Annotated in this window: 15 protein-coding genes; 9 read left to right on the forward strand and 6 right to left on the reverse strand. The window is 43.2% G+C overall.

The window, feature by feature from the left end:
- Positions 1–226: 226 nt before the first annotated feature.
- The 3 genes from lptC to metG all read right to left on the reverse strand — a co-directional run bounded on the left by lptC (position 227) and on the right by metG (position 3,838).
- Complete coding sequence (gene lptC, locus HWQ23_RS02425) at positions 227–1,438, reverse strand: LPS export ABC transporter periplasmic protein LptC (RefSeq protein ID WP_292823170.1); 1,212 nt, start codon at positions 1,436–1,438, stop codon at positions 227–229.
- Entirely contained in the window at positions 1,438–2,067 is a 630-nt protein-coding gene (locus HWQ23_RS02430) for a LabA-like NYN domain-containing protein (RefSeq protein ID WP_041565095.1), read from the reverse strand. The genes lptC and HWQ23_RS02430 overlap by 1 nt, the downstream gene beginning before the upstream one ends.
- 166 nt (positions 2,068–2,233) lie before the next feature.
- Complete coding sequence (gene metG, locus HWQ23_RS02435) at positions 2,234–3,838, reverse strand: methionine--tRNA ligase (protein WP_292823171.1); 1,605 nt, start codon at positions 3,836–3,838, stop codon at positions 2,234–2,236.
- Between the two features lie 389 nt (positions 3,839–4,227).
- On the opposite strand from metG, the gene HWQ23_RS02440 reads away from it, so the two are divergent.
- The 3 genes from HWQ23_RS02440 (at position 4,228) to HWQ23_RS02450 (ending at position 6,177) form a co-directional block, all read left to right on the forward strand.
- Positions 4,228–4,953 carry a lysophospholipid acyltransferase family protein gene (locus tag HWQ23_RS02440; RefSeq protein ID WP_292823172.1) on the forward strand — a complete coding sequence of 242 codons (726 nt, stop codon included), beginning with the start codon at positions 4,228–4,230 and terminating at the stop codon, positions 4,951–4,953.
- 78 nt (positions 4,954–5,031) lie between these two features.
- Positions 5,032–5,859: an alpha/beta fold hydrolase gene (locus HWQ23_RS02445; protein ID WP_292823288.1), complete on the forward strand. Its 828-nt coding sequence runs from the start codon at positions 5,032–5,034 to the stop codon at positions 5,857–5,859.
- An 81-nt stretch (positions 5,860–5,940) separates the two neighbouring features.
- A complete protein-coding gene (locus HWQ23_RS02450; RefSeq protein WP_292823173.1) occupies positions 5,941–6,177 on the forward strand; it encodes a hypothetical protein in 237 nt (78 codons plus the stop codon).
- Between the two features lie 26 nt (positions 6,178–6,203).
- On the opposite strand, the gene HWQ23_RS02455 is transcribed toward HWQ23_RS02450, so the two are convergent.
- Positions 6,204–6,500, reverse strand: coding sequence for a DUF3349 domain-containing protein (locus HWQ23_RS02455; protein ID WP_292823174.1), 297 nt, complete (start codon positions 6,498–6,500; stop codon positions 6,204–6,206).
- A gap of 107 nt (positions 6,501–6,607) precedes the next feature.
- On the opposite strand from HWQ23_RS02455, the gene HWQ23_RS02460 reads away from it, so the two are divergent.
- From HWQ23_RS02460 to HWQ23_RS02470, 3 genes are all read left to right on the forward strand, one after another.
- Positions 6,608–6,856 (forward strand): hypothetical protein, encoded by a 249-nt coding sequence (locus tag HWQ23_RS02460; RefSeq protein ID WP_292823175.1) that lies wholly within the window; start codon positions 6,608–6,610, stop codon positions 6,854–6,856.
- Entirely contained in the window at positions 6,843–7,208 is a 366-nt protein-coding gene (locus tag HWQ23_RS02465) for a type II toxin-antitoxin system PemK/MazF family toxin (RefSeq protein WP_292823176.1), read from the forward strand. Before HWQ23_RS02460 ends, HWQ23_RS02465 begins: the two co-directional genes overlap by 14 nt.
- A 104-nt stretch (positions 7,209–7,312) precedes the next feature.
- On the forward strand, positions 7,313–8,479 hold the full coding sequence (locus HWQ23_RS02470) for an EcsC family protein (protein ID WP_365740421.1): 1,167 nt from the start codon (positions 7,313–7,315) through the stop codon (positions 8,477–8,479).
- A 383-nt stretch (positions 8,480–8,862) separates the two neighbouring features.
- Here HWQ23_RS02470 and HWQ23_RS02475 read toward each other — a convergent pair whose 3' ends face one another.
- Both HWQ23_RS02475 and HWQ23_RS02480 read right to left on the reverse strand, forming a co-directional pair.
- Positions 8,863–9,078, reverse strand: a complete 216-nt coding sequence (locus HWQ23_RS02475) for a hypothetical protein (protein WP_292823177.1) — start codon at positions 9,076–9,078, stop codon at positions 8,863–8,865.
- Between the two features lie 5 nt (positions 9,079–9,083).
- Entirely contained in the window at positions 9,084–9,443 is a 360-nt protein-coding gene (locus HWQ23_RS02480; protein ID WP_292823178.1) for a type II toxin-antitoxin system RelE/ParE family toxin, read from the reverse strand.
- Between the two features lie 182 nt (positions 9,444–9,625).
- On the opposite strand from HWQ23_RS02480, the gene HWQ23_RS02485 reads away from it, so the two are divergent.
- From HWQ23_RS02485 to HWQ23_RS02495, 3 genes are all read left to right on the forward strand, one after another.
- Complete coding sequence (locus HWQ23_RS02485; protein ID WP_292823179.1) at positions 9,626–11,107, forward strand: leucyl aminopeptidase; 1,482 nt, start codon at positions 9,626–9,628, stop codon at positions 11,105–11,107.
- Between the two features lie 454 nt (positions 11,108–11,561).
- Positions 11,562–12,584 (forward strand): phosphate acyltransferase PlsX, encoded by a 1,023-nt coding sequence (plsX, locus tag HWQ23_RS02490; RefSeq protein ID WP_292823180.1) that lies wholly within the window; start codon positions 11,562–11,564, stop codon positions 12,582–12,584.
- A 136-nt stretch (positions 12,585–12,720) separates the two neighbouring features.
- On the forward strand, positions 12,721–13,713 hold the full coding sequence (locus HWQ23_RS02495; RefSeq protein ID WP_292823181.1) for a beta-ketoacyl-ACP synthase 3: 993 nt from the start codon (positions 12,721–12,723) through the stop codon (positions 13,711–13,713).
- Positions 13,714–13,800 lie beyond the last annotated feature (87 nt).

The raw sequence follows: 13,800 nt of genomic DNA on the forward strand, positions 1-13,800 counted from the left end.
GCTTGACTTGAGCAAACTTTCCAAGACGGATTAAAGAATTATTCTCGCGTTTAAATACGTTCGCAACTCTACCAGACGCTCTCGCGAAGAGACCTTTTTAAATAATGGAACGCAAGAATCTTCTCTTCTTAGGCAACGCCCAACAATTCCATTTTCCAAAATTTAAAATCTAAAATTCGGTGAGGGGGATGAGGAGGAGTTCAAAGACTCCGCATTCCCCCTAACTTTACTGCTGACGATTGGCTCTTTGTTGGGGAATAATTTCTGTTACTACCCTACCGCTAGAACTGCCACCTTTGACAACAATATTTTCTGTTTGCAGATTACCAACGGCTGTTTCACCCATAAAATTTAAGGGTGGGTCAACTTGCCGATAAACCACATTTCCCTGAGCTTCAACTAACTTATTGTCTAAATACCAAGTTAATGTATTAGATTTCAAAGACTGGCGACGCTGCCCAACGGCGTTGACGTTACCTGTTAAATAAACCGTTTTTTGCGGTATTTTCATTTCACCTTGATTGGCGGTAACTGTGACATTTTCGGCACGCTGGAATATGCGCGTAGGTGAGTTTGTGGTGACAGTTTCTGAATTCATATTCCAGGTCATAGAGTTACTAGCTATTTGCAGTGGTGGGTCTAGTAATTCTAATTGAGCATTCTGTCGGACAGTGGCAATTTTCGTTTTTAAGTTGACTTCAGCAGAATTTCCCTTACCGCGATCGCTAATTTTATTATCTTTGTAGCGGTCAATTTGTATGGGGCGATCGCCAATCAATTTTTCTTCTTTGATTTTCCAGATTAAATGCTCAGTTCTCACTTGCATCTGGGGATCAGTGGAATTTGCTACTACCCCTCCAGAAAATTCCATGCGCTGTTCGCGGGTTTTAACTCGCGCTTCCTGTGCCACTGCTTGTAGTTGTTTATGACTACCGTTAATCTGGTTACGGACAATCAACAAATCTTCTTGGGGACGCCATTCTAATTCATTACCTTGCAACACAATCCCATTACTAGGGTCTATGGCAAATATTTTACCCTTAAGAAACAATTGCTTCCCATTTTGTTCAATATCTGCTACGTCTGCCTTGATTTGGTAAACCACTTTCCCATCTTGGTATAGTTCACCATAAGGACTTTCAGCCTGACCAATTTGTTTTTCTTTGGTGTATTTTGCCCGTGTCGCTCTGACTTTCCAAATCGGTCGTCCTACTTCATCTGCTTGTTCTAGGGTGACATCAAAGAAAGTTAAATTGCTATCTTGATTAGATGATCCCCCAGTATTTTGTTGAGAAGCTGGGGGGGATTTACCCCCGCAAGCAACTAAACCAAATATCAATAAAAAGGTCAAAGGTAAAAGAAGGAAGGAGCGAGTGGAGGAGAAATTTTGTATTTTTTTTCCCACCTCTCTCCCCTTTTTATGAAATTGATGCGGCATTATTCTTGGATTTCTAGGTGTCCATCACTAGTTCTGGGGTCTTCCAAAAAACCTATACCAGATAACGGCCGATATGGATAGCTTTGGCGAGGGGTTTTTTGAATATCCTCTTTAATGGCTTCTAAATCAATGTAGCGATCGCTTACATTAATTAAGCTGTCACTGGTCATCGAACGCAAACTCACCACTTCTACCCGCACGCCGCGATAGCTGACTGAATTTACCGCATAAGCCAAATCTCCATCACCGCTAACTAAAACTGCGGTATCATAAGAATCTACTAGCGCCATCATATCTACTGCTATTTCTACATCCAGGTTAGCTTTTTTAGAGCCATCTGGTAGCTGAACTAAATCCTTAGCAATGACTCGATAGCCATTGCGACGCATCCACAGCAGAAACCCCTGTTGCTTCTCGTTTGTCCGGTCTACCCCAGTGTAGAAAAAAGAACGCAGTAGTCTAGAACCTCCAGTTAATCGGCACAATAACTTCGTGTAATCGATTTCGATCCCTAGTTGTAATGCAGCGTAAAATAGATTTGAGCCATCTATAAATATGGCAACCCTGCCCCGATTCTCCAAAACTTGTTCTGGCGTAAAGATTGAATCGGTTTCAAAATTATTCAACATCGTTGTCATACCTCAATTTTTATCCCTGTTATTTTTGATACAAATTACCAACTTTTAGATGCTAGTCACAGCGGCTTATGATAATGTTCCGGGGCTAATATAACTTGAGCCACGATAAATTTTTTGAGAGAATAAGAAATTGAACAAAATCAGAGTTTGATCAGGATTAATCGTTTTTCGGGGATTCTATTTGCTTAAAAACAGGTTGGTGTGTACCCAACGGTTGTTTACTCGATAGTATCCCCCATGTCGAATGGGTGGCAAAAGGAGCGGTAATTGAACTTTGTGTTTGATCGTTAAAGTTTATTCCGAAGCCCAGCTGCTGATAAATATCGCTACTGATGTTCGGAATAATTGGGGAAAGGAGATAAGCTGATAGTCTAACTGATTCTAGAACTGCGTAAAGAACTTTTTCCACCGTCTCCTGCTGTCCCTGTTTATATAATGACCAAGGAGCTTGTTGATCAATAAACTTATTACTAGCTTGCGCCAGTGAAAGGATCGCCACGCAGGCTTGACTGAAAGCTAGTTCCTCATAGGCTTGTTTTACCTGTTCCCCTAGACGTAAACCAATTGTTTTCAATGGATTTTCGTCAGAAATTCCTTCATTGCCGATTGATGGGACATTATTCTGGGCGCAGTATTTCTTCACCATGCTCAAAGTGCGATTGAGCAAATTACCTAAATCATTTGCCAAATCTGCATTCAAAACATTAATGAACCTTACTTCATTAAAATCTCCATCTTTGCCAAATTCGATTTCCTTAAGGAAGTAATAACGAACGGCATCACTACCATAGCGCTGAACTAACGCTACAGGATCAAGGGTGTTACCCAAACTTTTACCCATCTTCTGCCCATCTTTGGTCAAAAAGCCATGCCCAAATACTCGCCCTGGCAAGGGTAAGCCAGCCGACAACAACATTGCTGGCCAATAAACTGCATGAAAGCGCAGAATATCCTTACCAATTAGATGCAAGTTAATTGGCCACCATGTTTCTAAAGCATTTGCTAAAGTCGGTTCTGCATCTGGTTCTAGTAATGCCGTTACATAACCTAGCAGCGCATCAAACCAAACATAAAGGGTGTGCTTGGGATCAACTGGTACAGGAAAACCCCAATCGAGATTTACCCGCGAAATAGAAAAGTCTTGCAGCCCTTGATTTACAAAGCTGAGAACTTCGTTACGCCGACTTTCTGGTTGAATAAAATCCGGTCTAGATTGATAAAATTCTGTCAGCTTAGTTTGATATTTCGATAAGCGGAAAAAATAGTTTTGCTCGTCTCGCCACTCAACTTTTTTGTTAGTATGAATCGGGCAACAGTGTCCTTCTAGCAGATCCCGTTCTTCTTTGAATTCTTCGCAGGATACGCAATACCAGCCTTGTTGTTGTCCCTGGTAGATATCACCAGATTCCCAAACTCGCTCAAAGAATTCTTTAACGATCGCTTCATGACGAGTAGCAGTAGTCCGACTAAAACGATCGTATTGAATGTCTAGTAACTGCCATAAACTCACGAAGCTAGGGACAACTTCATCGCAAAACTCTTGTGGCGCCTTCCCTAAACTTTCTGCCGAACGCTGAATTTTTTGCCCATGTTCATCTGTACCTGTAATCAGCAATACCCGATGCCCCAGTAGTCTCTGAAATCGGGCGACTACATCTGCTGCGATCGTTGTATAAGCACTGCCTATATGGGGGACATCGTTTACATAATATAGCGGTGTTGTCAGTGCAAATGTCTTTTCTGTTTTATTCACTAGATTCATGCAAAATAAAAATTAACTTATTAAAATTAAAACGTTTTACATCTTTGCTTCGGTCAGGAAAACTACGGAAGTATACAATATTATTCCCATTTTTTTCAATAGCACCTTAATATTAGCAAATTTTTCCGGTCAAGAATCCTTTTGTAATCTGCATCAATTCATCTGATTTTTGCCTAAAAGATGGGAATTAACTAATCATAGTTTTTTTTAATAGTTACTATTAGATGATATTATTGTAATCAGGAATACATAATTCCAAACGCAGAAAATCTAGCTGCTTTTGTGGATCAGACATTTCTATCTTAAGACGGTGATGGCAATAGTAAAGAAATGTAAAAATTAATTTAAGATAAACTGCCATATTTCCCGGAAAAATATATTGATTAGGTATGAGTCGAAATAGCCCCCTGGAGATTTCTAGCGCTTTGGTGGCGGCACTCTCAACGCAAATGTTTCGGTATTATGAGGATCGCATTCCCCAGGATGCCAGCGTGTTGGTAGTCAGCAATCACCGCAGCTTTATGGATGCAGTGATTTTAATGACGGCGTTATCGAGTCCGATTCGCTTTGCTTGCCATCACTACATGGGACAAGTGCCAGTCATGCGGGAGATTGTCACCGGACAATTGGGGTGTTTCCCCTTGGAGGAAACTCAAAACCGCCTAAAAAGCTTTTTTTCGCAGTCGCAGGTGCTATTGCAGTCGAAGCAGATGGTGGGAGTATTTCCAGAAGGGACTGAACCAATGGTGAAATTTACTGTGCCAAATCATCTGGGTGAATTTCATCGGGGATTTGCCCATTTGGCATTGCGAGCGGATGTGCAGGATTTAGCTGTTTTGCCGATCGCGATCGCCTCTTTAGAAGAGGTAAACACAAATGGCTTCCCCTTAAGGCTTTTGAGTGTATTTGACCCTTCAGAACCTTTATTTAAGCAAGGTGGTTGGCATCCTTTGGTAATTTATCGTCGGGTTGCGGTGTTAATCGGTCGCCCTTATTGGATTACGCCCCAACATCAGAAAAAATATCAGGGGAAACAGGCCAGAACTGTTGTGGCTGAACTGACAGAACACTGTCACGGCGAAATTAGCAACTTACTGCGTCAAGGTTGCTATTAGAATCAAAAACACGAAAGCTTTTATAAGTAACAATCAGCAGTCCAAAAGTTTTATACCATTGACTAGTGACCAATGACTATGCCAGAAGTTGAGCTAAACCCTTGTTTTTTAACTCCTGAACGAGTACAGCCAGAGTATCCGCTGTTGGTATATTTGCCAGGAATGGATGGAACTGGTCAACTATTGCGATCGCAAACTGCTGGATTAGAAACTGGCTTTGATGTCCGTTGTTTGGCGCTCCCCCGGAAAGACCTTAACACTTGGGATGTGCTAGCTAAGAGTGTATTGGACTTGATCCACGCCGAATTAGAAAAAATCCCTCAGAGGCCAGTTTACCTGTGTGGTGAGTCCTTTGGTGGTTGTTTGGCAATGAAAGTGGCAATCCAAACACCGCAGTTATTTAAGCGAATTATCCTAATTAATCCAGCTTCGTCGTTTCATCTTCGCCCTTGGTTGAATTGGGCATCCCAACTTACTTACTTGGTGCCATCAGAGTTGTATGATGTTGGCGCACTGGGGTTGTTGCCGTTTCTAGCATCTTTGCCACGCATTTCTCCAAGCGATCGCCATGATCTGCTGAAAACTATGCGTTCTGTACCGCCAGAAACCGTTCATTGGCGGTTGTCTTTACTGCGAGAGTTTAATGTTGATGAGGAACAGTTAAGCCGCTTGATTCAACCAGTTTTGTTGATTGCCGGTGCTAGCGATCGCCTTTTACCTTCTGTAACTGAAGTCAAGCGGATAGGGAATATCTTGCCAAATAACAAGATTGTGGTGTTGCCCCATTGTGGACACGCTTGCTTGCTAGAACAAGATATTAATCTCTATGAAATTCTTAAGGATAACGACTTTTTAGAAAGTGAAGCTGATATCGGTACGGGGCTAGAGTTAAAAACTAAAAACTAAAAAGTGTACTAGACATAATTACTGTTCAAATAATGCTTGTGTCCTCAAAAACCTTAACCAAATATTTTTGGAGACTCTCAAATGGTTGCTCTCAAAGAGTTACTCAGCCAAGAATTAGACAAATTGAGTGAAGAACAACTAAAACAAGTTAGTGATTTTATTGCCTTCCTCAAATTCCGCAGCAGAAATGTTAGCTGGCAAATAGATAAAAATCAAATGGCTGCTCTTTACAGTGAATTTGCTCAGGAAGATCGTCAACTAGCTGAAGCAGGATTAGATGAATATGCAGAACTTCTTACACAAGAAGATTTGAAATGAGGGTTCAACGAGGTAAGAGATAAGCTCTATTCAGCTTCTTTCAGCCACTCTTCATAACCACAAACAAGCAAATGCTGTTTCACCTTGTCAATGGCTTCAGCCTTTGGCACATCAGTTGTTCTCACACGATACACATCATTTAGAACAACGCCATAATGCTTTGTTGTGTAGTGAGCCATGACTTCGGCTAAATTTCGATCTGACATTTCATCATCAAGTAATGCCAACAGTGGTAAATAGTCTTGTGTTTCTATTCCGTTGGGAAAAGCACACTGAATCAGCTTATAGGTACTCAACAGATAAGGTGCAATAGTAATTTGCATAGTTAGTTTCCTGTTAAAGGGCGAGATAGATGGATATACACATTGAACTTTACACCCTGAGAAAGTGCTGTAATTGAATTTGTTTTGTTAAAAACTCAAAACAGACTATGACCAAAACAACAGTCAAACTGCAAATTCCTTTTGAATCACTCCTAGATGCCATTGCCAACCTTCCTTTAGAAGAAAAACATCAACTGTGGCAATTATTAAATGAGGAAATTAACCAAGGCGAAGGAAATTTCCTTCAAGAAGACTCTTATGATTGGGGTTCCCAAGGACAGCCAAAAGGGAAGCCAGTAGAATATATCTCTGGAGTTGGGCTAACAGTTGTTGGTGGCAAGGATGCTCCAACCTGATTTGCTTGAGTGTGGCGACGTAATTATAGTAACTTTGCCTACTAGTACTCCTAGAGGACGTGAACAGCAAGGAAGACCTGCTGTAGTCGTCGGTATACCTTGGGGAGAAGTCCGCTATCCAATGCTAATGATTGCACCTTTAACTACGCAGAGTGGTTCTTGGGTGTTCAATAATCCCAGTTTATACCCGCGTTTGTCAGCTGGTGCTGCTGGTTTGCCTCTGTCTTCCATTGTCTTGCTAGATCAAACGCGGGGATTAGATATAAATCGAGTTTTGGCGTATTTGGGAATACTTACCCCTGAGCAATATGTTCCTATTTTTAATGGATTAACACAGTTATTCAGACAATAAAATAGTTGCTCTTAAACTGAGATTTACGTTTATAGAGGGATGTCAAGCCGCTCATACTTCGCTACAACTTTAAAGAGAGAGGCTTTAGAAGATGGTGTCAAGCAATGGCAGACAAACCCCAAGAAACACAGGTGAATAAATTAGTTAATTCACCCAGAGAAACTTCAGAAGTAAAAATCCAGGCTCAATCATCAGTAGAAAATAAACCGTCTGGATTAGAATCTTTTGTTGAAACTGTTGCTCAGACTGGCAAAGCAGTTTTAGATACAGCAGTAGAGGTGGGAGAAGCGACGGCGAAAGAAACACACAAATTAATTGAGCAAACAACTCAAACTAGCGGTCAGCTTGTGAATCGTCTTAGCGAAAATTGGCTGATTAGAAAACTATCTGGAGTGTTAAATCTCAATTGGCTAATTGGTACTACTAACCTTGTTGATTTGGAAAAAGCAGAAGTTGCGGTAAACAAGCTAAAGCAAAAGTATCCCAATGAATCACCCAGCCAGATTGCTCACCGAATCATGGTAGAAAAAGCAACTCAAGGAGCCACAGTTGGACTAGCAACTAGTATTTTGCCAGGAATCGCAGTCGCATTGTTTGCAATTGATTTAACAGCGACAACAAAATTGCAGTCAGAAATGCTTTATCAAATTGCATCTGTCTACGGGCTAGATTTAAAAGATCCTGCGCGGAAAGGTGAAGTTTTGGCAATTTTTGGTTTGGCTTTGGGTGGAGAGCGTCTTTTGAAAGCTGCGGGATTAGGCTTGCTGCGAAATATACCCTTGGCGGGTGCGGTAATTGGAGCTAGTTCAAATGCGACGATGATCTATTCATTGGGGTATGCTGCTTGTCGATTTTACGAAGCCAAGCTGGATGAATCAACTTCCCTCTCATCGCCACAGACACTAGCAACATTAAAAGCAGAGAGTGAGAAGTATTTAGAAACTGCGATCGCTCAAGAAGCCGTTATGGATCAAATCTTAGTTCACATGATCCTGGCTAGTCATCCAGAAAAGACTTGGGAAGAAATTTTGCCAGAATTACAAACTCTAAAGCTCAGTCGTAACTCCTTGGATGCCATTGCCCAAAATATCAAATCACCTAAGTCTTTAGATATATTGCTCAATCAGCTAAATCGTGATTTTGCCATACCCTTGCTGGCTCAGTGTTACAAAATTGCCCAGCTTCACAATAAGACTACACCACTTGAGCAAGAAATAATAGAAGCGATCGCCAGCAAATTTGACATTGACGCAAATAAAATTGGGGCATAGAGCAAGGGGTAAAAGAGCGGAGTTCACGCAATACGGTTCGGTGAAGCTCAAAAAATGAAAATGTGTAGGTTGGGGAGCCACTGCTACAGGTGCGGTTTCCCGACTTGTCCCCTGTGCGTCTCCCCTTCTCCCTCACGCGCGTGGCTAGCGCCTGCCGTAGGATGCCCGCAGGGCTGTAGGGAGAAGCAAGTGGCGTTTGAGGAACCATTTAAAATTCCTAAAAAGCCCATTCCATAATCCTTTTGAATGCGTGAATGCGTGACTTCCACCTTGCGGTACTAGTCCTCTAAAGGTGATTCAAAAGGTTGAATGAGGCTAAAGATTTTTAATAAGTTTAAAGCCTGCCAATTCATTCGAGTTTGGCAGGCTTTTGGAGTGTTTTACTAAATTAATGTTCTATGATTAATCTTTCCAAATATAACTACCTCTCTTTTTTTAAAACCTTTTCCTTTTCTAGCTCGAACTTTAAGTTGTTGTTTCTCTAGTCTAAGTTTTTGCCTAGTTAATTCCTGAGCTATTAATTCCTGAGCGCGGCTTTCAATTTTAATTTGACTTTCTATTGGCTGTTCTTTAATTTTTTCTCTTAGGCTTTTACCCATTCTTCTTATCCTTCCTCTTTTATTTTTTTAAGATGACTCTTGTAGCGTGCATCAGCCTTTTGAATTAAGTGTTTATAAAAAAGTTTTTGGCTAACACCGGATTTGTCACCTACAACCAATAAAATAGCTTGTCTCAATGGATCGAAAGCAAACGCCACACGCCAAACACCACCAAAAGCTGAGAATCGTAACTCTTTCATGTTTCCGTACTTCGACCCTTTGAGCGTATCAACATGAGGACGTTTTGCTTGTGGTTCAAACTTTTCTAATACCTCAGCCGTAGCAAGCAACTCATTTTTTACTTCTTGAGGTAGAGCATCAAACTCAGACTCGAAATCATCATGAAACTCAACTTGCCATTCCACTAATTTATTATGGTTAAAATGTCATAATTTTCAAGAGTATTATCGATTGACACTCTCAGCACTAAATTATAGCTACAGGCCCCCTACTCCCTCATCTCCCCTATCTCCCTCACTCCCCTCAGCTGAAACAAGAATTTTGAGCAATACTGGTACAAGAAGGAATATTTACACAAAATCCCAAAATGACAATTCAACCTAGTGATAAGCCTTTGCTAGAGTGGGCAGGCGATAGTTTGGCAATTGGATTATTTGAAGATGCAGTCGAGTTAACCGGAGAACTGGCTACTTTAGATCAAAAGTTTTCTGGGGTTTTAAAAGAACTGATTGCTGAAGAAGAGTTTAAAGGTAAAGCCAACACTACAATCTTCACCCGTGTAAATGCTGGTAGCCCAGTGCGGAAATTGATTTTGGTAGGTTTAGGCAAACCAGATGCACTAAAACTAGATACTTTGCGCCGCGCTGCTGCTGCTGTAGCCAGAGTCGGAAAAAAGCAAAAAAGCAAAGTTTTGGGCTTTAGTTTTCCATTATGGAACAACGATCCAGCAGCCAGTGCCCAAGCGATCGCAGAAGGTGTGGAATTAGCACTTTACGAAGATATTCGCTTTAAATCTGAACCAGAAGAGAAAGGATCACAACTAGAAACCGTAGATTTACTAGGATTCGGTGGACAAGAAGCAGCCATCACCCGCGCTAATCAAATCGTTTCCGGGGTAATTTTGGCACGGCAGTTAGTAGCAGCGCCAGCTAACGCAGTAACACCAATTACTTTGGCAGAAACTGCTCAAGCGATCGCCAACGAGTACGGTTTACAAATAGAAATTCTCGAACGGGAAGACTGCGAAAAGCTGGGCATGGGTGCTTTTTTAGGAGTAGCCCAAGCCTCCGATTTGCCACCTAAATTTATTCACCTGACTTACAAGCCAGAAGGTACACCCAAAAAGAAACTAGCAATTATTGGCAAAGGTTTAACCTTCGACTCCGGGGGACTCAATATTAAAGGTGCTGGTAGCGGCATCGAAACCATGAAAATTGACATGGGCGGTGCAGCAGCTACCTTGGGTGCGGCAAAAGCAATTGCTCAAATTAAGCCAGATTCGGAAGTTCACTTTATCTCGGCAGCGACTGAGAACATGATTAGCGGTCACGCCATGCGCCCAGGAGACGTTCTCACAGCATCAAACGGCAAAACAATCGAAGTGAACAACACCGACGCTGAAGGACGTTTGACCCTAGCCGATGCCTTAGTGTATGCCGACAAATTGGGCTTGGATGCGATCGTGGATTTAGCCACCCTGACTGGTGCCAACGTTATTGCCTTGGGTGAGGATATTGCTGGTTTGTACGCTTACGATGATGCTGTAGCTTCCCAGATCGAGAAAGCTGCTGAAACTTCAGGGGAAAAGATTTGGCGGATGCCAATGGAAGAAAAATATTTTGAAGGGCTAAAGTCTGGTATCGCGGACATGAAAAATACAGGCCCGCGTCCAGGTGGTGCAATTACTGCTGCCCTTTTCCTCAAGCAATTCGTCAAAGAAACCCCTTGGGCGCACATAGATATTGCCGGGCCTGTGTGGACAGAGAAAGAAAATGGCTACAACGGCGCAGGGGCAACAGGCTACGGCGTTCGGATGCTAGTTAATTGGGTACTGGGTACTGGGGAGTAGGCAGTAGGGGGAGTAAGAATTAAAGATTAAAGATTAAAGATTAAAGAATTGAAATTTAATCCAAAATACGCTCTCTACGAACACGAATAGCGTGTCGCAGACAGACGCTCTTGCTAGCTTGTCCTCCGCAGGAGTACGCGGACTCGCTCTCCGTGGCGCTATCGTGAATCCCTTCTCCCAAGGGGAGACGCTGCGCGAACGGCTTGGTGCAGTCGCTCATGGGGGAAACCCCCTTGGCGCTAGCCTCTCCCTTTGGGAGAAGACCGCGCTGCTTCACCAAAATTCTTGCATTGAATTGCCCTGTTTGGCCAGTTTGGCCAACAATTCGTGTTATCTTGAGCTTGCCAGCAAAAATTGTTGCAATAGTAACAGAAGTAATTTGGCGGTCAGAAAGTTAAGCTTTTTCGGCAAAGCCATCTGGTAAAATTTGTAAGGTTTCTAGAAGCTGTGAGCAATGGGATCGACTCGCGTAAGGATCGCAATTGACGCAATGGGAGGGGATCACGCACCCAGTGAAATCGTTGCTGGCGCACTGCGAGCACAGGAAGAATTGGGTGTAAATGTATTACTGGTTGGTGATCCCCAACAAATAGAAGCTGCCTTGCCGCCAAAAACGAATTTAGGGCAGGTAGAGATCGTGGCTGCGGAGGAAGCGATCGCAATGGATGAGGAGCCTTTAAACGCAGTTAGACGCAAACGCAAGGCTTCTATCAATGTGGCCATGGATTTGGTCAAGCAGCAAAAAGCAGATGCCGTATTTTCTGCCGGCCACTCTGGGGCAGCTATGGCATCAGCTTTGCTGCGCTTAGGACGATTGCCGGGAATTGACCGCCCAGCCATAGGGACAGTTTTTCCGACGATTATTGCTGGTAAGCCAGTGCTGGTACTTGATGTCGGCGCGAATGTAGATTGCCGTCCCAAGTTTTTAGAGCAGTTTGGCGTCATGGGATCGGTTTACAGTCAGTATGTCTTGGGTACAACCGAACCTAAGGTGGGTTTGCTGAATATCGGTGAAGAAGACTCTAAGGGCAATGATGCAGCCGTCCGCGCCCACCAAATGCTCCGCGAAAATTCCCAAATTAATTTTATTGGCAATGCCGAAGGGCGTGATGTGCTTTCCGGTCGCTTTGATGTGATTGTCTGCGATGGCTTTGTCGGTAATGTATTGTTAAAATTTGCCGAAGCCGTCGGAGAAGTGATTCTGCAAATTCTGCGGGAAGAATTACCCCAAGGATTGCACGGTCAAATCGGTTCAGCACTCTTAAAACCAAACCTGAAGCGGGTTAAGCAGCGAATGGATCACGCAGAACACGGCGGCGCTTTGCTGTTAGGCGTGGCAGGCGTTTGTTTTATCGGTCACGGTAGTTCACAAGCTCCTTCAATTTTTAATGCAATTCGCATGGCCAAAGAAGCCGTTGACAACCAGGTGATAGAACGAATTCAGTCCCAATATATCCTAGAACGCGAGGGCGGTTAGTCATTAGTCATTAGTCATTAGTCGTTGGTTATTTGCAAAGGAGAACTGACATAGACGACCTCCGGGCGGCTGACCGCAGGGTAGGACAAAAGACAAGGGACAACAGGCAAAAAGCTGATAGCTGGGGAGATTAGGAGTGCAAAATTTAGGTGTAGCAATTATCGGAAGTGGCTCGGCAGTACCAGCAACTTCTTTACACAACCAGACATTGACTGAACTGGTTGAAACATCAGACGAGTGGATAACTACAAGAACTGGAATTCGTCAACGACGATTAGCGCTCCCATCTGAGTCCTTGAGTGTACTCGCTACTGCCGCTAGTAGTCAGGCGATCGCAGCTTCGGGAATTAAACCAGAAGACCTAGACCTGATTCTGCTGGCGACTTCCACCCCTGATGATTTGTTTGGTAGTGCTTGTCAAGTACAGGCTCGATTAGGAGCTACCAACGCAGTAGCTTTTGACTTGACTGCTGCCTGCTCCGGCTTTGTGTTTGGTCTGGTTACAGCAGCCCAATACATTAGAACAGGTGCCTATAAAAATGTACTATTGATCGGGGCAGACATCCTCTCTCGCTGGGTAGATTGGGAAGATCGGCGCACTTGTGTATTGTTCGGTGATGGTGCAGGGGCAGTAGTATTGCAGGCTGACAAAAGCGATCGCTTGTTGGGATTTGCACTTAAAAGTGATGGCACTCAAAATCATCACCTCAACCTTGCCTATGCAGCCGCTTCCCAAGAACTGCTCCCCGGTGTAAATATCACCAAAGGCACTTACCAACCTATTACTATGAACGGCAAAGAAGTCTACCGCTTTGCTGTCCAAAAAGTGCCAGAAATCATTGACAAAGCCTTGTTTCAAGCCAACCTCAGTGTTGACCAAATAGATTGGCTGTTGTTGCATCAAGCCAATCAGCGAATTATTGATGCCGTAGCCCAACGCCTAAATGTCCCAGAACATAAAGTTATCAGTAATCTCGCTCACTACGGCAATACCTCTGCTGCTTCCATTCCCTTAGCTTTAGATGAAGCAGTGCGGCAAGGTAAAATTAAACCCAATGACATCGTTGCTGCATCCGGTTTTGGTGCCGGTCTTACCTGGGGCGCGGCAATTTTTCAATGGGGAAGGTAAAGAATCAGGAGTGATGAATTATCAGTTATGAGTTTTAACTTCTCACTTCTAAATCCCCACTCCCCACTCCCCACCCCCCACTCCCCA

Source organism: Nostoc sp. JL33 (assembly GCF_017114985.1).
Taxonomy (GTDB): Bacteria; Cyanobacteriota; Cyanobacteriia; order Cyanobacteriales; family Nostocaceae; genus Nostoc.

Excerpts from the sequence above, each read along its gene's own strand:
- HWQ23_RS02455 (WP_292823174.1), bottom strand. The coding sequence starts at position 6,500 with ATGCAAATTACTATTGCACCTTATCTGTTGAGTACCTATAAGCTGATT.
- plsX (WP_292823180.1), top strand. The coding sequence starts at position 11,562 with ATGGGATCGACTCGCGTAAGGATCGCAATTGACGCAATGGGAGGGGAT.
- HWQ23_RS02465 (WP_292823176.1), top strand. The coding sequence starts at position 6,843 with ATGCTCCAACCTGATTTGCTTGAGTGTGGCGACGTAATTATAGTAACT.
- HWQ23_RS02440 (WP_292823172.1), top strand. The coding sequence starts at position 4,228 with ATGAGTCGAAATAGCCCCCTGGAGATTTCTAGCGCTTTGGTGGCGGCA.
- HWQ23_RS02470 (WP_365740421.1), top strand. The coding sequence starts at position 7,313 with ATGGCAGACAAACCCCAAGAAACACAGGTGAATAAATTAGTTAATTCA.
- metG (WP_292823171.1), bottom strand. The coding sequence starts at position 3,838 with ATGAATCTAGTGAATAAAACAGAAAAGACATTTGCACTGACAACACCG.
- HWQ23_RS02485 (WP_292823179.1), top strand. The coding sequence starts at position 9,626 with ATGACAATTCAACCTAGTGATAAGCCTTTGCTAGAGTGGGCAGGCGAT.
- HWQ23_RS02460 (WP_292823175.1), top strand. The coding sequence starts at position 6,608 with ATGACCAAAACAACAGTCAAACTGCAAATTCCTTTTGAATCACTCCTA.
- HWQ23_RS02445 (WP_292823288.1), top strand. The coding sequence starts at position 5,032 with ATGCCAGAAGTTGAGCTAAACCCTTGTTTTTTAACTCCTGAACGAGTA.
- lptC (WP_292823170.1), bottom strand. The coding sequence starts at position 1,438 with ATGCCGCATCAATTTCATAAAAAGGGGAGAGAGGTGGGAAAAAAAATA.
- HWQ23_RS02475 (WP_292823177.1), bottom strand. The coding sequence starts at position 9,078 with ATGGGTAAAAGCCTAAGAGAAAAAATTAAAGAACAGCCAATAGAAAGT.
- HWQ23_RS02450 (WP_292823173.1), top strand. The coding sequence starts at position 5,941 with ATGGTTGCTCTCAAAGAGTTACTCAGCCAAGAATTAGACAAATTGAGT.
- HWQ23_RS02430 (WP_041565095.1), bottom strand. The coding sequence starts at position 2,067 with ATGTTGAATAATTTTGAAACCGATTCAATCTTTACGCCAGAACAAGTT.